15 protein-coding genes are annotated in these 18,650 nt (G+C 49.9%); 5 read left to right on the top strand and 10 right to left on the bottom strand.

The genetic code is table 11. The annotated features are described in order from the left end of the window. Positions 1-29: 29 nt before the first annotated feature. The 4 genes from E6072_RS05415 to E6072_RS05400 form a co-directional block, all read right to left on the bottom strand. Positions 30-1,040: a Gfo/Idh/MocA family oxidoreductase gene (locus E6072_RS05415; RefSeq protein ID WP_316694283.1), complete on the bottom strand. Its 1,011-nt coding sequence runs from the start codon at positions 1,038-1,040 to the stop codon at positions 30-32. A gap of 132 nt (positions 1,041-1,172) precedes the next feature. Next, on the bottom strand, positions 1,173-2,108 hold the full coding sequence (locus E6072_RS05410; RefSeq protein WP_316694281.1) for a sugar phosphate isomerase/epimerase: 936 nt from the start codon (positions 2,106-2,108) through the stop codon (positions 1,173-1,175). Positions 2,109-2,514: 406 nt separating this feature from the next. Beyond that, the gene (locus E6072_RS05405; protein ID WP_316694279.1) at positions 2,515-2,943 is read right to left on the bottom strand and encodes a DUF2304 domain-containing protein; all 429 of its coding nucleotides are present in this window, start codon (positions 2,941-2,943) and stop codon (positions 2,515-2,517) included. Positions 2,944-2,949: 6 nt separating this feature from the next. Then, positions 2,950-3,624, bottom strand: coding sequence for a glycosyltransferase family 2 protein (locus E6072_RS05400; RefSeq protein WP_316694277.1), 675 nt, complete (start codon positions 3,622-3,624; stop codon positions 2,950-2,952). Between the two features lie 181 nt (positions 3,625-3,805). On the opposite strand from E6072_RS05400, the gene E6072_RS05395 reads away from it, so the two are divergent. Next, positions 3,806-4,912 (top strand): DegT/DnrJ/EryC1/StrS family aminotransferase, encoded by a 1,107-nt coding sequence (locus E6072_RS05395; RefSeq protein ID WP_316694275.1) that lies wholly within the window; start codon positions 3,806-3,808, stop codon positions 4,910-4,912. Between the two features lie 3 nt (positions 4,913-4,915). After that, positions 4,916-5,881, top strand: coding sequence for a Gfo/Idh/MocA family oxidoreductase (locus E6072_RS05390; RefSeq protein WP_316694273.1), 966 nt, complete (start codon positions 4,916-4,918; stop codon positions 5,879-5,881). Between the two features lie 188 nt (positions 5,882-6,069). On the opposite strand, the gene E6072_RS05385 is transcribed toward E6072_RS05390, so the two are convergent. Then, positions 6,070-8,667: an FG-GAP-like repeat-containing protein gene (locus E6072_RS05385; RefSeq protein ID WP_316694271.1), complete on the bottom strand. Its 2,598-nt coding sequence runs from the start codon at positions 8,665-8,667 to the stop codon at positions 6,070-6,072. A gap of 291 nt (positions 8,668-8,958) precedes the next feature. Between E6072_RS05385 and E6072_RS05380 the strand changes: the two genes are divergently transcribed. The 3 genes from E6072_RS05380 to E6072_RS05370 all read left to right on the top strand — a co-directional run bounded on the left by E6072_RS05380 (position 8,959) and on the right by E6072_RS05370 (position 12,695). After that, the gene (locus E6072_RS05380) at positions 8,959-10,113 is read left to right on the top strand and encodes a glycosyltransferase (RefSeq protein ID WP_316694269.1); all 1,155 of its coding nucleotides are present in this window, start codon (positions 8,959-8,961) and stop codon (positions 10,111-10,113) included. A gap of 148 nt (positions 10,114-10,261) precedes the next feature. Then, on the top strand, positions 10,262-11,329 hold the full coding sequence (gene wecB, locus E6072_RS05375) for a non-hydrolyzing UDP-N-acetylglucosamine 2-epimerase (protein WP_316694267.1): 1,068 nt from the start codon (positions 10,262-10,264) through the stop codon (positions 11,327-11,329). Between the two features lie 88 nt (positions 11,330-11,417). Beyond that, a complete protein-coding gene (locus E6072_RS05370) occupies positions 11,418-12,695 on the top strand; it encodes an oligosaccharide flippase family protein (protein WP_316694265.1) in 1,278 nt (425 codons plus the stop codon). Between the two features lie 102 nt (positions 12,696-12,797). Here E6072_RS05370 and E6072_RS05365 read toward each other — a convergent pair whose 3' ends face one another. The 5 genes from E6072_RS05365 to E6072_RS05345 form a co-directional block, all read right to left on the bottom strand. Beyond that, a complete protein-coding gene (locus tag E6072_RS05365) occupies positions 12,798-14,039 on the bottom strand; it encodes a glycosyltransferase (RefSeq protein WP_316694263.1) in 1,242 nt (413 codons plus the stop codon). 97 nt (positions 14,040-14,136) lie between these two features. Beyond that, positions 14,137-16,116, bottom strand: a complete 1,980-nt coding sequence (locus tag E6072_RS05360) for a DUF6541 family protein (RefSeq protein WP_316694261.1) — start codon at positions 16,114-16,116, stop codon at positions 14,137-14,139. A 64-nt stretch (positions 16,117-16,180) separates the two neighbouring features. Then, on the bottom strand, positions 16,181-17,353 hold the full coding sequence (locus tag E6072_RS05355; protein WP_316694259.1) for a glycosyltransferase family 4 protein: 1,173 nt from the start codon (positions 17,351-17,353) through the stop codon (positions 16,181-16,183). A gap of 14 nt (positions 17,354-17,367) precedes the next feature. Beyond that, complete coding sequence (locus tag E6072_RS05350) at positions 17,368-17,964, bottom strand: acyltransferase (RefSeq protein WP_316694371.1); 597 nt, start codon at positions 17,962-17,964, stop codon at positions 17,368-17,370. Between the two features lie 65 nt (positions 17,965-18,029). Continuing rightward, on the bottom strand, positions 18,030-18,650 hold the full coding sequence (locus E6072_RS05345) for a hypothetical protein (RefSeq protein ID WP_316694257.1): 621 nt from the start codon (positions 18,648-18,650) through the stop codon (positions 18,030-18,032).

Below are 18,650 nucleotides of genomic sequence, written 5' to 3'. Positions count from 1 at the left end.
TATGTTTTCTCCTTTAAGAGCGATCTAGGTTATTTGTAGAACTCGGGCTGTTCAATTAATTCCACGGAGACCAGTTTGGACTCCCGTGATTCTAAGGATTCCAGGGCGGCATCCACTACGCAGGTGGCAGCGTAGCCGTCCCAAGAGCTGGAGCCGGTGTGGCGATCCTCGCTGGCGGCATTAATCCACTGCTGCACCTCGCGGTTGAAGGCATCGTGGAAACGGTCGATATGGGACTGGCAGATGGCGTTGGCGCGTTCTTGGCTAGAGCGCACATATACTTTTTCTTGATCCCCCAGGTAGGCGGTACCCTGCTCCATTACCGCTTCGCACTGAATGTCGTAGCCGTAGCCGATGTTGACGTTTACTTCGTCATCAATCCGGATCCCGGATTCGGTGTACATGACCACTACGATCGGGTCGGTCAGGTGCTCAAACTTGTAGCTGGTGGAGCGGGGAATATCTACCCGCACGTTCACGATTTCTTCACCGGTTAGCCAGCGGCAAGTATCGATTTCGTGAATGGCGGTGTCATCAATCGCCATAGAAGACAGGTAGTTTTCCGGAACGGTGGGGTTACGGTGACGGCAGTGCACCATGGTGGTTTCGCCCAACTCTTTGGAGTCCATCTTGGCTTTTAAGATGCCATAAGACTGGTCGAAGCGACGCATGAACCCGACGGTTACTAGTTTCTTCCCGGCTTTTTGTTCGGCCTCCATAATTTCGCGGCAGTCTTCTGCCGTGGTTGCCAGCGGCTTTTCGCAAAGCACGTATTTTCCGGCCTCAATCGCCCGGATTACATCGGGCTTGTGTACCCGACCGAAGGTGGCGATCAGGACGGCATCTACGTTGGGATCCACGATTAGTTCTTCGCCGGAGCCGTAGGCTTTGCCGCCAACTTTGTCCGCTACTTCTTTCGCGGCATCTAGGTTTAGATCGGCGACCGCTACAATTTTGCCGCCGGTCAGTTCGTTTTCGATCCGTTCCACGTGAGCACGTCCCATGCCCCCCGCACCGATCAAGCCAATATTTAATGTCATTTTTCTCCCCTATGAGTGATTTGCCTGGCGGCCTCAGTGCGCCCAGGCGCGACTTCACAGCCGCTGAATGGAGATGCCGGCGGGAGCGGAATAATCACTCCGCTCCCGCGGCATCAGGTAAGTGATGGATAGTTACTTCAGACCTAGTCCGCAGCTGGCCAGGTATTCCCGCATGTTGATGGCGTTATGCTTCGGGAATGAGGGCTCGCACGGGTAGCAGTCCTGCTCGCAAATGCAGTAGATTTCGCGATCTAGTTCCGCGAGCGCGTCCACGAACTCATGCATTTCCGGCAGTCCCTTCGGAGGACATACCGATGCGCCCTTAGCCACGGCCTCGCCGAAAGGCCAGTCCTTTTCGTGCGCTTCTTTGGTGATGGCTTCATCGAAAGCCTTGATGTGTACATAGGTGATCCGCTCCGGGTATTTCTTGATCAGTTCTACCGGGTCGCCGCCGCCGTAAACCACGTGGCCGGAATCCAGGCAGAGGTTTACATACTTGGGGTCAGTCGCGTCAAAGATACGCGCGATTTCCTCGGGAGTTTCGATATGGGAATCTCCGTGGGGGTGCAGCACCATCTTCAAGCCGTATTCATCCAGCAGCATTTGCCCGAGAGCGTTGGCGTGCTCTACATAAAGCTTCCAGGCATCATCGGATAGGACGCGGTCATCTGTCCATTCCCAGGTCTTGTCATCGCGGTATAGCGGAGGGAGGTGCACGATGTATTCGGCGCCGACTGCCGCGTGGGTTTCGGCGATGGCGCGGAAGGTTTTCAAAGTTTCCGGCCAGGCTTCGGCCTTGTGGAGAATCCCCCAGCCAGTGCCGGCGACTACCTTCATTCCGAATTCATCGCACCATTTTTGTAGTTCTTTGGGATCGGTGGGGAAATAGCCGAACGGCCCGGTTTCGATAATTTCGAAGCCGGCTTCTGCCATTTCTTCCCAGGCTTGCCGGGGATCCATTTGTTTTTCGTCCTCGGGGAACCATACGCCCCACTGGTCGGGGCAAACCCCGATGGACAATTTGGAATATTTAGGATCGTTGGTATTTATTGCTTTGTTCTGCGCCATCGCAGTGTCCTTTCCTCCGCCTCACCAGCTGCTCCGCCGGCGTATTTGGCTGCAGGATCGCCGATAGTGCTACCGGTTTCCCGCGATCTACTCATTTACCAAAAACCTTACCGAATCGGTTCGGTATTGCTACGATAGTTGACAAAATCGTTTCGGTCAAGAGGTCTCGAAAAATTGTCCCGACAATTATTGGGGCAGGTTACTTATCATTAGCGCGTCTTTGTAAGCTTGCGCAGGTAACGAGGGATAGCTTGGGGGACGGTTAGCGGCTCGCCGGTTTAGCGATGCTAAACGCAGCAGGGCGAGACTATAAAAGCGGGCGGTCAGAGTCAATATTTTTATGAGTTCCTGCCCGAGCGGTAGGCCAACTTTACCCATTTAGCTTTGTTCATTGGCGTTAGCTGTCTTAGCTTGCCTGCTGAGGTTCGTTATAATCGCCGCTGACGCGGGTATCGGCTTCAGTGGGCTTACCAGTTCCAGCGGGGGAAACTCGTTTCTCGTCCTCACCGAGGACGGTATGGGTGATTGCCACTTCTCGCGCTAGCTTCGTCAGGCGCCGCTCCGCGGCATTACGCTGCTTCGCCTGCATCAACATATTGTAAAGAACCACTACTACCAGTACATACAGCAGCAGGTCAGCACCGCGCCCAACCCCCACGAAGCGCGCGGCCGTAGTGGTGATCCCCGGAAAAATAACCACCACTACCGCAGAAATAGCAAAAGCTAGTATTCCCAGGCGCCGCCAGGCGGTCTGTTTGGCGCCCAGATTGGCTTTAAACATATAGAGAGAAAGAACCAACACCAAAGCAATGAGCAGGATTTTTATTAGCATCATGCGCCCCTATTTGATCAGCAATTCGGTGAGGATATTTATGGAGTTAAGCAGGGATTGCCCTTTGGCTTTCGAGTAATCGGTATAGCGGATATACACACTATGTTCTGCCCAGGACAGTCCGGTTTTGGCCAGTTGCGTCACTATTTCAGAGGCATGTGCCATCCGGTTTTGCAGCAAGTTGACCTGTTCAAAGGCATCCCGGCGCAGTACCCGCAACCCGTTATGAGCATCAGTGAGTTTCATTCCGGTGCGGTGGGCAGTCACTCGCGCCACAGTTTTTAGCACCAATCGTTTCATCCAACCGACCTGGGTTTCAGAGGACAAAAATCGCGACCCAAAAACTATTGCCAAGTTTTCTTTGTCAGCTTGCTCCACCATGGCGAGGCCGTCCTCAACCCGGTGTTGCCCGTCGGCGTCAAAGGTCAGGAGGTATTTAGCCGGGGTGAATCCCCGCACGTATTCGATCCCGGTTTGCAGCCCCGCGCCTTGCCCCAGATTCACCGGGTGACGAATAACAGTAGCACCGGAAGCCTTCGCGACCGCCGCAGAGCGATCCCGGGAACCATCATCTATGCAGACCACATGGGGAAAGGTGGGGAGCAGATCTTTAACTACTTGCCCTATCACCTGGTCTTCGTTATATACGGGAATGATGACCCAGGTGTCATCTCTAGCTACCATAGTCTGCTATTACCTTTTCCGTGCGAATTGTTTTCTTTTCCTAGAATAACAAGCAATCAGGACTTTTCTTATAGGCGCCAGGCACTCTCGCCCTTATAATAGGGATGAAACAGGGAAGCTGACTGACGATCATCAGGCTTAAAGGGCTATCCCGCACCATACCCAGGAGGTTACTTAACTAATGACTGCAGAGTTTATTCCCGCCGCAAAACCTATTATTGGCGATAAAGAACGGGCCGCAGTGGATGCGGTTCTAAAATCTGGCATGGTGGCGCAAGGCCCGCGGGTAGCAGAGTTTGAAGAAAAGTTCACTGCCCAAATGGCCAGTGGTGATGGCCAGCAGTCAGTAATGGTTAACTCGGGCACTTCCGCTTTGCACGTGGGTCAGCTGGCTGCCGGGATTAAACCGGGTGACGAAGTAATCGTCCCCTCCTTTACTTTCGCGGCCACCGGTAACTCAGTAGCGATTATCGGCGCCACCCCGGTGTTCGCCGATATTGAGGATGACTATTTCTGTCTAGATCCCGAATCGATTGAAGCCTCCATTACCCCGAAGACCCGCGCTATTTTGCCGGTTCACCTTTACGGACACCCGGCAAATATGACCGCCATTATGGATATTGCTAAGCGTCACGACCTCCTAGTGTTCGAGGATGCTTGCCAAGCGCATGGCGCTACCTGGAACGGACAGCAGGTGGGTACTTTCGGGGCTTTCGGAGCTTTCAGCTTCTACCCCACCAAGAACATGACCGCTGGCGAGGGCGGGGCTATCACCACCGGAGACGAGGAACTCGCACGTGAAGCGCGGATGATTCGTAACCAGGGCATGGAAAAGCGCTATGCGAACGAACTGGTGGGTCTGAACAACCGGATGACCGATATTAACGCCGCTATCGGCCTGGCACAGCTGTCTCAGGTTGCAGGTTGGATGGAAAAGCGCCGGGCGAACGCGAAGTTCTTAAACGAGAATCTGCAGGGAGTTAGGGTTCCCCCGGTGGCTCCAGAGGCTGAGCACGTTTACCACCAGTACACTATCCGGGTAAGCGAAGACCGCGACGGTTTTGCCGCTGCCCTGAAAGATGAATACCAGGTTGGTTCCGGCGTGTACTACCCGATTCCTAACCACCGCCTGCCGTCTCTCGCTCCCTATGCCAAAGGTCTGGAACTGCCCCACACCGAAAAGGCAGCGAAAGAATGCCTATCGCTACCGGTTCATCCCTCCCTCTCGCAAGGCGATCTGGAGAGGATCGTGGAAGCGGTAAACAAACTAGCCAAGGCGGGTGCATAAAACATGGCGAACCTGCGTTATGGAATTATCGGTATCGGCTCGATGGGTCGACACCACGTACGTAATATCCGCGAGTTGCCCGGCGTTGACCTGGTAGCGATGGCCGACCCGGCTGGAGATAAGTTTGGAGTTTCCAAGGGGATGGAAGTCCTCCCCGATATTGATGCCCTGGTTGCGCAGGGGCTCGACGCTTGCGTAGTAGCAGTCCCGACCGTTTTCCACGAGGAAACCGCGCTAAAACTAGCCGAAGCCGGGGTACATACCCTGGTAGAAAAGCCGCTTTCTACCGACGCAGAATCCGGAGAACGGATTGTAAAAGCGTTCGCGGAGGCATCTTTAGTCGGAGCCGTGGGCTATGTGGAACGCTGCAACCCCGCCCTCCTGGAAATGAAGAAACGGATTTCTGCGGGACAATTGGGGGAGGTTTACCAGATTTCAACCCGCCGCCAGTCTCCCTTCCCGGCACGAATTTCGGATGTGGGGGTAGTCAAGGATCTTGCTACCCACGACGTAGATTTAACTGCTTGGGTGGCGGGCTCAAACTATGCCTCAGTGTCGGCGGTAACCGCTTACCGTTCTGGCCGCGAAAATGAGGACATGGTCAATGTGGTCGGCAAACTGGAAAACGGGGTGCTAGTCAACAACCTGGTGAACTGGCTTTGTCCTTTCAAAGATCGCAAGACTATTGTGATCGGTGAAAAGGGTGCCCTGGTGGCCGACACTATGATGGGTGACCTCACCTTCTACCGGAACGGATCGATTCCGGTGGAGTGGACCCAGGTTGCTAACTTCCGCGGAGTTTCCGAGGGCGAAGTAACCCGCTACGAGCTAACCAAGCGGGAGCCACTGCGGGTAGAACATGAACACTTCCGGGACGCTATTCTAGGCAAAGGCAGTGAGCATGTCTCTATGTCCGAGGCGCTGCAGGCCCTGAAAGTGGTAGAAGAAATTCTGGATTCTGCGAAGTAACACCTAACAGTCCTGTAATGCTGGTGGGGTAGGAATATTCTTCCTACCCCACCAGCTTTTGGAATTAGACACCATTAACCGCGATTGATAACTATCAGCAGCTTTATTTAGTCTTATCCACTAGGATCACGGTTCTAGCGACATGCTCCGGACTGAAACCTCCGTATCAATAAATGAAATCAACGGTGCTAGCGCAACTGACCAAGTCCTGCAGGCAGGGTTTTCAGTACTGCATTTCTCCCAAAGCCACCCCTGGCAGCACCGTAATAAACTCTGATGGCACCAGAAGTTTGGGCAATTACGTCTGTTCGGCCGTCATTATTGATGTCTGTTCCACCAATGACCGAGCGGAAATTCTGCCAGCCATGACCAATTCGGCGTAAGGAACGTGTACTCCGGTCAAGCGCCATAAAGTCCCCGTTAGGTTTAATGAAACCAACAGTAGGCTGAGATTGTCCCAGGAAATCGGCTAAATAAACAGCTTGTTTCATCCCCGGGTAGTAACCGATTACATCCGAAGAAGTGAAACTACCATTTTGATCCGCTTTGTAATAAAGAAGTTCCCCATCGCTGCGCCGGTAGGTTAGCAAATATGGTAGTTCGTCGAGGTTCCACGAGGGAGCAGACACGATTTCGTCAAATCCTGACCAGCCGCTACCAATTTGTACCGCTGCGGCATTGCCATTTGCGTGGAGCATCAGATTTCCATCAGCGCTGCGAGTGATCACATCGGCTGAAGAATCAGCATCCCAGTTACCCGCGGGGATAGTCATCGTGGAGGCAAGGTGCGGTGACTTGGTTATCGGGTCTTTAAAAAACTTGGCGGGATAAGCTTTTATCTCTCCATTACTAGAAACTCCAATAAGAGTTGTTCCAGAGCTAGAAGTACCATTGGCATCTAGAACAGTCGAGAAAGCACTCCAACCAGCGCCAATATTTTGCGTTTGTCCAAAACGTCCGCGTCCAGTACCCGGGTATACGGTCAGTGTTCCATCATTTTTTACTGCTAGCAGATCTCCGACTCTATCGACCGTCCAATCTTTAGCACCGATTAGGGTGCGGGTAGAACCCCAGTTCCATCCAGACTGGAATCTCTCGGCGAAGCCTCCTCTACCATTGCCAGCATAGGTAAACAATCCACCCTGCCGGTTTTGAGCGAGAATGACTGGTCGGCCTCGCATAAAGTTTCCAACCCCTACCAGTCTGCTAAAACCATGCCATCCATGACCAATTTGTCTTGTCCGCTTGAATGTGCCACGACCATTACCGGGATAAAGAATCAACCTGCCATCTCTGGCTACCCGGCCGATCACATCTTTATTTCCGTCTCCGTCCCAATCTATCCCGGTAACTACAGAATTAATGCTGTTCCAACCATGACCAATTCTCCGTTTACCAGCAAATCCCTTGTCGGTTCCCGAATGTAGCCACATGCTTCCGTCACGGCTAATGGAAATCAGGTCTGGTTTCCGATCTCGGTTCCAATCACCAGGCGCAAAGACCCGCGAACCCGTCTCAACGATTCTGCCAAGCTGTTTCGGCTGTCCGATAGAAATCTGTTTTTTTGCTTTTGAAAGGGAAACCGCGTTACCTGAATCATCAAAAAGTAATGTCTCACCGTTGAAAGTACGGTTTACCCGTGAGAATTTTCCAGATGCCCAACCGGCTGCCAAGGTGGCAGCACGTTGCCTAATTACATCGAGCTGACGATAAAATGCATTTCCCGGGCAAGCAGTGTTATTACCGGTACCCAACACGACAAAGTCGCGATGCCCGGAAATACGGTTGAAAGTATGGCCCCGGAAAGTGAAAGTGCCCAGAGGGTTGACACCCCGCAGTTTCAGCTGGGCAGCAGCCAAACGGGTGACGGTGTCTTGCGCCACCCAAGGCGGTGCCTGCGTCTCATAAGTGCCTAAAACTGAAATACCGAAGGTCACCCCGTTCACACTGCGGGCATGCGCACCTTCACTCGGGTTCTGGAAAGTTCCTCTGCGTCCTTGCCAGGCTCTTCCATACTTATCTACCAGCACGTTATAACCGATATCTCCCCAGTTCCGAGTGACGGCATGAAAATAATAAATTCCTCGCAAAATTCCCGGAACCTGGGCGGCAGAATAGTTATTAGTGCCAGCGGTATGGTGAATGGTAACGCCTTGCGGTTTAATGGACTTTGGAGGCCACGTCATTAGTTTCTCGTCTGCGCCCCAATCTGAGCGGGAATGAATAGCTAACCCGCGCGCGTCCTCTACAGATCGGAGTTGAGTAGAGTTCCGATCGGTTTCAGTAACTGCATCGCCGGCTCCCAGTCCTGGATTAATAACTGTAACTTTGAGCCCCTCCAAAGTTAAGCCATTCGGAAGAGTAGCCTGAACCTGAACTTGAGAAGCCTCAGTGACTACAATCGGCTCAGTTCCTGAAGCGCGCTGTTCGTTCTCTCCTTTTTCGGCATCAATATTCTGCCATTGACTCCAAACCTGGTTTTTACCCAAGGTGCGATACATTATCTGCGGAGTTTTCGACAACTTTTTCGACCAGGTAACCCCCACAATCGCCAAGTCGGAACTAATCTCAGCAGATACCAAATTTTCAGATTCCCCTTCTCCAGCAGTTAGAGGTTCGTCCTTTACGGACACATTTACCGGAGTTTGCTGAGGAATCTGATCGACCACTACAACCTGATCTTTTTCTTCCCTCTCTTTTGCCGAGGCGAACGAGTAAGTGGGTAGCATCAACCCTAGGCCTAAGACCATAGCAACTAGAATTGTGAGCATTTTATTCTTGGCCACTGTCGTTCTCCCTAATATTGCCGGAGCATATTTCAAATATTCTTCTGGGGGAAATATGATTCTACCCTATGTCATTTCCGGCTACCACCGGCAGAAACAAGCAATTTATATACATACTTTTTATCTAGAAGATTGACTCGGCGGTGCGAATCCCTCCTGTTTTTCCACTTGGTATGGAGATACTATTTATACAAAGTCCGATTGTCAGCATTTATTTTCTGATCGAGGAACATCCCCGTCTGTTTGCTTTCCGGTTATCCATCAAGTCGTTAGCGCAGGTATGATGCCTATATGCGTTCGAATCCAAATATACTGGTTATTTCCTTTTCTGATATACGACGTGATGCCCGTCTTTTACGGCAGCTCAGCGTGGTGAAAGACTTCGGACACGTAACTACCTTAGGTTACGGCACTCAGCCGGAGGGCAGCGATGAGCACCTGCAAGTTCCCAGCAATCTGCCGTCGCTACCGCAAACTGTTCCGGGGGTACTAAAACTGGCTTTGCATTTACATGGAGCTAGCGAGTTCGCTGCCCCAGCTTTGAGGCGTGCCCGTGAGCTATTACGTGACCGCCAGTTCGACCTGGTAATCTCTAATGATGCTCGGGCTTTGCCGGTGGCATTTTATGCCGCTGGTGACTCCACCCCGGTGTGGGCGGATCTGCATGAATGGGCACCGGAAGAGCGAACCCATATCGCCTCTTGGCGGATTTTAGTTGCCCCCTATATTCGCTACATCTGCAAGAAATATCTTCCTCGCACCAGCGCTCAAACTACCGTTGCCGGCAGAATTGCGCATTTGTATCAGGAAACTTTTGGTGTCCAACCCCAGATAATGCGAAACTCTTGCCGCCTGCAAGATTTAGAACCAAGCAAAACAAACAGTGAACAAATTCGCTTAGTTCATTCCGGAGGGGCCGTTCCTGGCCGGGCTTTAGAAACCACCATCAAAGCCGTTGTAGCTGCGGGAGAGCGCTTCACCCTCGACTTGTACCTGGTTCCGGCAAATGATGGCGGCAAGTACCTACGCGAACTAAAATCCCTGGCTGAGGGATCACCGCGTATCGTGTTCCACGATCCGGTGAAACCGGCAGAACTACCGAAAACTCTAAATCAATACGATGTAGGAGTATTTTGGATTCCCCCCTTTAACACCAATGCTCGCTTAACTCTGCCCAACAAGTTATTCGACTTTGTGCAAGCTCGCTTAGCTATAGCAGTCGGCCCCACGGTGGAGATGGTTGATGTAGTAAAGAAATACAATCTAGGGATCGTTTCAAAAGGGTTCTCTGTAGAAGAAATTGTAGCTTCATTGAATACCTTAGACACCGAAAGCATTGAAAAATATAAACAGGCAGTGGATCATGCCGCCACTGATCTTTGCTTTGAGAAAGACGCAGCTGTTGCCCGGAAGATTTTAACTGATTTACTTCACAAGAACCGGTAGTTTATTACTGTACTAGCAGCTAAGTGATACGAGACTACGAGTGTAGTACTTATGTTTTAAAGTCAGTAAACACCTGGGATAAGGATTCAGATTTAGCAGGATAGTGGGCTTGATTTCTTTTATCAAGTAACAACATACAATGGAAGCTATGAAAGTTCTTTCAGTGGTAGGGGCACGTCCTCAGTTCGTAAAACTCGCTCCCATTGCAAAGGCGATGGAAAAGCAAGGGATAGATCATATTATCGTCCACACCGGCCAACATTATGACCCGATGCTATCGGACGTTTTTTTCCGTGACCTAGGAATTCCTGCCCCTGATGAGCATTTGGGGATAGGCAGCGGCAGTCATGCTGAGCAAACCGGACGCATGCTCATTGCCATTGAACCCGTCCTGCAGAAGTATAAACCGGATTGGGTTTTAGTCTACGGAGATACAAACTCGACCTTGGCCGCCGCCGTGGCAGCGGTAAAGCTACATCTACCGCTCGCTCATTTAGAGGCCGGACTACGATCTTTTAATCGCCGAATGCCCGAGGAACACAACCGGGTTTTAACTGATCATGCTGCCGACCTGCTGCTGGCTCCCACTACGGTTGCGGCAAAGCATCTAAGTAACGAAGGACTAACGAAGCGAACCGTAGTAGTCGGTGATGTAATGACCGATGTGGTTTTACAGGTAAAAGAGCAGGTAAAAGATAAGCCTTCTCCGATTATGGAAGAATTTGGTTTTTCTGAGGGCGCGTATCGGCTCGCCACTATTCACCGGCCAGATAACACCGATGATAAAAATCGGTTAGAGCAAATCCTTGATTCTCTTGCCGACCTGGATTTGCCGACAGTTATCTTGGCGCACCCGCGACTAGTGGCTAAATGTAAGCAACACGGTATTGACCTTGGACGCGGGAACCTGCTAGCGCATCGTCCTCTCGCCTATCCAGAACTGGTAGCCTCTACCCTGCATTCCGCAGGGGTAATAACTGATTCCGGTGGTTTACAAAAGGAAGCCTTCTTGCTTGACACCATGTGTACCACCGTGCGTCCAGAAACCGAATGGGTAGAGACCGTAGAGCTGGGATGGAACCAGCTGGTAGAGCCGGGAGATGCCCTGGTTAAATCTGCCCAACGTCCTCAACCAAAAGCCACAAAGGAAACCCCTTATGGAGATGGATATGCCGCTATAGCTGTGGCTCAGGCACTGCAGGATTGGAAAAACTAAAGCCCATTACATATAGCTAAATGCGACCTAAACCTAACTAAAGTTGGAATGATTCGGTTATTCCTCATGATGGATTAAAAGGGTGGAGATGCTTAGACGCATACGGGATTTAATCAGAAAAAGCCCTACGGCAAAGCACGTATCTACGTTGCTATCAGGAACCGTAATTGCGCAACTGCTGGCGCTTGTTACAGCACCTTTAATTTCTAGACTGTATTCGCCAACAGAAATTGGGGTGTACACGCTTTTTACCTCGGTAGTAGCCACTGTCGTGGCAGTCGCTGGTCTTAGATATGATTTGGGAATAGTGCTACCAAAATCGCATGGTAACGCGCGTTTGTTACGTAATACTGTCACTGTAATAATTTTCGTGGTGAGCATATGCGTTACGCTTTTTATGATCCCCTTTGCTAGGGCTATAGCGCAGTGGTTAGGTAATCCCGAACTCGCACCTTGGCTAATATATTCAGGCCTAGCGGTTTTTACTCTGTCTCAAGTCAACTCGTTTAATTACTGGTTTACCCGAACTCTCCAATACCGGGTTATCTCCATAAACCGGGTACAAATGTCCGGTTCAATTGCTATCTCACAGATTATTTTTTCACTTTGTCACCTGGGGGGCGTTGCCGGTCTCGTCATCGGTCACATTTTAGGCCAGTCACTTGCTGCTGGAACATTAATGTGGAAAGGGAGGAAACAGGTTGAAGGCGAAACCGCGCCCTCGCTGACTCGCAAACAACTACTCAAGCGTTACAAAAAGATGCCACTAATTAATGGCCCAAATGCTTTAGTCGATGCGATCAGATTGAACGGGATCATGATGATGATCGGTGCTCTTTTCTCTACTGATGCCGTGGGTCAGTTTGGGCAAGCATGGCGCCTGATGCAGGCTCCAGTGAGCCTGATAACGGGAGCGATCTCGCAGGTTTTTTATCAAAAATTTGCGGCAACCGAAAAAGGTAACACGACCGCTCTAGTGAAAACATCCGTAAAACTATCCCTAATTGCCGGGTTTTTCCCCTTCGCAGTAATAGCGATAATTGCCCCCTGGCTATTTCCTTGGTTTTTGGGCTCGCAATGGAATGATTCTGGACTTATTGGACAAGCGCTGGTGCCGTGGTTATACCTAAATGTTGCGACTTCTCCGATTTCAACGGTTTTCTTAACCATTGATCGGCAGCAGGTACTTTTTGGATTTGCAGTTAGTTATATGGCCGTGGGTCTGGGCGCTGTCTACATTGGCACGTTACTCGGATGGTCTTTGATAGCCACCACCTGGTTATTATCAATATGCATGACTATTTGCCTAGCACTGATGATTGTCCTAGCCTTTTGGAGCGCGCAAAAATACGATGCGGAAATCTAAAGCTTCCGTTGTACTAACACTTCTCCTTGTAAGGTGAGCGCTATTATCCTTTCCGAGATTATTCCATCTCCGCTGAGAAAATCAGCTATGCAAAGCTTGAAACTAATTCAAATCTAAGAGCTGTTGAGTAAAATGCTGATAATTGGCTCTTGCATCAGCCATATTCTTCCACGTCTCATAGCTGTTTTGCGAAAGAGCTGAATATTCTGTTTCACTGCAGTTAACCGCTTTTATCAGCATTTTTACCAGTGATTTTTCTGTAGGGTCGTAACTGTCGACAAATCCGTTAACTTGATCTTTTACCAGTTCGCCGATTCCCCCCACGTCACCTGCAATAACCGGCAGATAGCACGAAAAAGCTTCCATAATAGTCACTGGAACACCCTCGGACGCCGAATAGTTAACTAAAAACGAGTAGTTTTGATCTTCCATTTCAGCGATTACTTCCGAGTTACCCAAGCGTCCCATGTTGGTGAACACTTCACACAATCCGGCATCGTGTACCATTTCATCTAGCCTTCTTCCCGATCCCTTGCCGGAGTCACCAATATGAGTCCACCGAAAACTCTTTCCTTGCTGTTTATACAGCTCCTTCATGGCGGCCACAATTAGGGGCAGACGCTTTACTGCTAAAAGCGATGAGCAGGTTAAGAAATGGCAGATAGCCGGTCTAGTACGGGGGGCATTTAGGGTAGATGCTTGTACCCCCAGGCGGGACACTGTACTGCAAATGGGCTGAGCAGTTTTAATCTTATGAATCTCGTGATTTGCTGATTCAGATATGGGAAAAAGCATATCTATCGTCGAGGCAATGAAAGGACGCGCGGGAAGATGACCAGCAATATAATGCTGAGGGTACACATCAAATCGATGTGCGCGTGATACCGCTTTCGCATTTCCGGAAAAATACTTATCGCGCAGCATGATAGCCACGGCAGCTTCCTTGAACATCCAGTAGCTATAAATCACCGTGCTAGTCGAACTCTCAGCCACAATACTGTGCTCTTTTAGAATCTGCTTAACTTGAGAGTACAGACTCGAAACACTAGTGGAAAACCATAGATCAATCAACGTTTCTTTCCAGCCATCATAGTTAATCATCCCGGTGGTAAATGCCGGAATCGTATATAACATTTGTTGGATTTTTTTACGTTGAACTACCGGAAATACCTTACAGTTTTTTGGAACAGTACGCGTTATTTTTTCGCTTCCACTTAGATGAGTTGGAAGAATAATTATTTCGTCAAACTTGCTAGCAACATAGGAGATCTCACTTTCAATAAATTCTTCCCCGTGCCCGTAAGGATAATATCCATCTAACAAGATTAAGCGCTTCTTTTTCATTACTCATCCATTCGTAGTCTAGGTATATATATTGTATGTTTTCCCAGCTTATATAAGTAGTTGCTCTTAAAATAGTCTCTCATACCTAGATACTTTTCTAGCGACACCCAGTAATCTCGTAAAGGGAAGCCGTTCCCCCGGAATCAATTTTACGCAAAAATGACCAATTAATATCTTGGTAAAACCCAGGTGCTTTCTGGTTAGCGTCCGCTGTGACATCGAACCGATCTGAATCATAGTAAAAATAAGCGATACGGTATTTCTGTAAAATGCTACAAACTTTAGAATCCTTACCTATTCTCGAGAAGTTATCTTTGAGATAGTTTTCATCCTCATTCTCATCTCGATAATACATTTGGGGTAGGACTACCTCTTTACCGCTAACTGCCTGTGATAAAGCGGATCCATTCATCGGGTCGCCAAGAATCATCCCCTTGTCCAGGTCAGACTCTCGCAAACGCTCCAGCATTGACAGTTCCGCAGGAGAAGCCACAATCGTAGGAAAGCTTGAGTTTGGATCATAAACTATCCGGTAGTAGGTCGACTTAGATATTATCCCTAAGGGAATAGTTGCCGCGAAAGCTAAGCTACTAACCACAGTTACTATCCGTTTAATTCGATGAGGCGAACGTTTAGAATAAGAGCCTATAATCATCGACAATTTTGAAAAAATGGCAGAAGCACCCAGAGCCATAACTATTATCTGCGGAACAGCAAGAGCCGATAAGACTCGATGGGGACTCATATACCAAAACCCGGCGATAATCGTTAGTGGGAAGATGCGCCACATAGTGCCCAAAGCGATCAAAGCTAAAGGAATGCATGCCCATATTAAGGCTATTGCAGGTCTTCCAAATTTTCGGGCGAAAAAAATGCCAAAAATTGTGAGTATCATGCAGGCGAACGCTAACAGATTTTGGCTGCGGCTCGCGCTCGCGGCAACTTCGGTAGGATACCAAGAGGCCAACGAAAGAATTTTGACGAAAGATAATAGGCTCACCCGGGGACTAGTATTGTATGCCTGTGCCATTCGATACAAGGTAGTACGCACGTAGCTGCTAGAAGTCGCGGCTACTACCACCAGTGTTAATAAAGCTAGAACCATAGAAGTAGCAATTAGCAGAATTCGCTTTCTTGCATCAGGTGGAATCTGTCGGATCTTATGCCAGAGTAGATAGAGAAGCGGCCCAATCCCTAATAAGACGGAGTTAAAGATAAAAGAGGGATGGACTAAGCAAATCGATAGAACTACGCAGACTAATATCCCTAGGAAAAACACCCGCTGATACCGACTTACTCGGTTCAGTGGACACAGTATGCAGAAGAAAACGGCTCCGGCCACTGGTAAGCAAGCCACAGCCAAACTGTTGGGAAAAATAGGGTACACAGTTTGCATATAAGTGGGGAATTCGTTTACCAGGGCAGAGCACCCCTGAGCCAACAATACTATTCCTGGTCGGTCGGGGAACAGGCAATGTGCCAGTATGGTTATCCCCAAAACCCAAAGTACACAAATCATTACGTGAACGGCATTCACGCCGGTAGCTACGGTGTCCTTGGTAGTAAATAGGGACAAAAAATCATGCCAGCCACTTGGGTAAATGGTTCTCGTCGTCTCTAAACCATACATTCTGGTTGCCCCACCAAATGTTGAGCCATTTCCAGAATCCAAGATGTTCCACACCAGATTCATATGAAAGGTCGAATCAACCTGTTGAATCGGGTTATGGATAGAGCTAGCGACAAAAAAGGGAATTATTTGTAACAGACAAGCTGCAATACCGGTAGGTAATAGCCATGGTGCCGGGGAGGATACCTGTAACGGCTGAAATTTTCTTGACAGGGGGAAAGTCACCGTTAGTAAAACAGCGGTCATTAGCAGGAAGCTGCCTATGCCCCAGCGGATTCCTACTAGATTAGCTACTACCGCCCCTAGCGCACTGATAGATAGGCTGATCAGCGGAGCGAAAGCCCAAGCAATAACCCCTTTTATACGCAAAGCCCAGGATACAGCTAGACCAGGGATAAAAAGTAGCAGTAAAGAACAAGTTACTTGCAGCAGATAGACCTTTAACACAGACTAGTTCTCCCAGCTTTTTCTAACGGATGGATACTATTTTTCCGCCGCTAATCGTTGTTTTTCAAGCGTTAGACATGAGAACCTTAGCTACTGCGGCCGAAGAGGCTTCCAAGGAACGACAGGCAACTACCCATTTCCGCCTGGCATTACTATCCACAAGCGCCGTTTTTTCATCAATTATCCTGGTAAATGAAGTACCAACACTACTCGCAGAGTACTCGGCACAAATTCCTAAACGGTTTTCAACTATATCTTCGCCTGCCGGACCCGGTCCCGCATAGATTACCGGTGTTCCACACGCTAAAGTAGAGAGCACTTTTGTGGGATACGCATGGTCATATCCTGCTCCGGCTTTTATAGAAACCAGCCCGGCGTCCGCGCCTGCTATCCAGCGTGCAGTTTCATCTGGCGGAAGTGTTTCTAGGACGTGCACCCGTCCTTGCAGTTCCGGTTTCGCTGCCTGTTCTTTAAGTAGATCCCAGTCACTGCCTTTGCCAAGGAATACCAGGTGGTGAGGAATTTTGTCTATTACCTGAGCCAGAGCAGAGATAAAAATGCTGGCACCTTGCCATTCGGAGGCAGTTCCGGTGTAAATAAAATAGGGCGCATCTGCCAAGCCTATGTTATCTCGCTCAACTCGGGATAAGGGCTTAGCTTCGTTAGTAAAGGTATCAGTATCTATGCCATTCGGGATCAGGTGCACCGATTTTGCTCCCATTGACCGAGCAGTCTCAGCGATTTCTTCATTTACCGCGATTACTGCCGCCGCACCCCGAACCGCAAATGTCTCTAAAGCTTTTACTGCTTTAACTACTATTTTTGGGGCAAATGATGCACTCGCCTCTCCCCACAGATCGGGCAGGTAATAAATATAGGGAACGCCCAGAATATTATTGGCTATGCGCATGAAAACCCCAGTAGTAGGAGGGGGCTCCACTAAAGTCACGGCAGCGCGAGGCGAAAACAAAACCCGGAAAAATGCGGGAATATCGAAGCTAAGGTACTGCAAGTACCCGCGTACGTAACCTTCTTTATCACGCAGTACCGGAAAACGCCGCACGCGATCTTGATCGTTGAGTTGTGCACCCGGTGGGGCTGTGGTGGTCACTACCTCAACATCTATACCTTTTTCCCGTAACGCCTTGGCCACACCCGCCAGCCGGAACGAGGCAGCGGCTGCCTCTGGCAAATAAATCCGAGAAACTATCCTGACGAAACCACGCCGCTTACCCATCGCAAATACCTCGCCTAGATTTCCTCTAACTTATTCTCAGAGATTTGACGGAATCGCTTACCGGACTTTGGGCACTCAAATATGTTCTCTTCGCCCGATATTGGTTGCAGTTTTTCACCTGCTGGCCCTACCCATCCAATACGACGTGCAGGCACTCCCGCAACCAGGGCGTACTCAGGAACGTCTTTGGTGACTACGGAACCTGCCGCCACCAACGCCCAGGCGCCGATGGTTACTGGAGCTACGCAAACCGAGCGCGCACCAATAGCTGCCCCCTGCTTAATGGTTACCCCCACCTGTTCCCAGTCGGAGGCAGACTTAATTGAACCGTCCTCGTTAATCGCCCGGGGAAAATGATCGTTAGTGAGCACCACTGCCGGACCGATGAACACCCCGTCTTCTAGGGAGGCCGGTTCATAAACCAGGGCATAATTTTGCACTTTGCAGTTATCGCCCATATGCACGCCCTCGCCGATATAGGCGCCGCGGCCGATAATACAGTTCTTGCCCAGCTGGGCGTGTTCGCGCACCTGTGCTAAATGCCAAACGCTGGAGCCGTCCCCAATCCGGGCTTCAGGGGAAACATCTGCGCTATCAACTATGCGGGTCATACTGGTACCTTTCATTGGTTTATTACAGGTAGTTTATCTACAACAGTAAGCCATCACGAAACTTGCTATCCGTAGATAACTGGCCAAGTAGGCATACACCAACTGACTTGATCTAACAGTTTATCTAGTTGCTCCGACTTCTTGACATATTCCGGGTTCTGTTCGGGAGTTTTACCTTCTTCAACCTGGCGTTGCGCGGCCTGCCCATCGGTATATTCGGGAATCTTCCCCGAAATCAGCTGCGGTTCCAAGGTGACAATCTCGCGCATATTATTGATTGCCTGATTAGCTGCTTCGTCTTCCCCGGCAGCATTTTCGAATTCAGGGTAGTACTTCGGAAGAACTTGCAAAAACTTCGACCACTCCTGAGCGGCATTTTCAGTTCCAGAGTCAGGATCATTTTGTTGAGCTTGAATCTGTGCTATGCGCCCCGTGAATGCTTTACCTTGGGGGGTTCGCTCGAGGAGGTTACTCAAAACCTTATCCATAGCAGCGCACCCTTGGGAACCAGCCTGCACCTCCGGCAAGCTAGCGTTAGGGCCTACAGATGTTTTCACCTGCGGCCCGGTCGCCTGAGGAAGGGATTCCGCCCTGGAGCGCGGCCAAAAATACCAGACCGCTGCTGTCACTATCAACGCCAGGACAACAACTACCCCAACGACGATGCCAAGCTTCTTGCCACGCAT

This window comes from Varibaculum cambriense, assembly GCF_032557235.1.
Taxonomy (GTDB): Bacteria; Actinomycetota; Actinomycetes; order Actinomycetales; family Actinomycetaceae; genus Varibaculum; species Varibaculum cambriense_C.
Note: the sequence above shows the minus strand (reverse complement) of the source record. Positions and strands in the feature narration are given on the sequence as shown.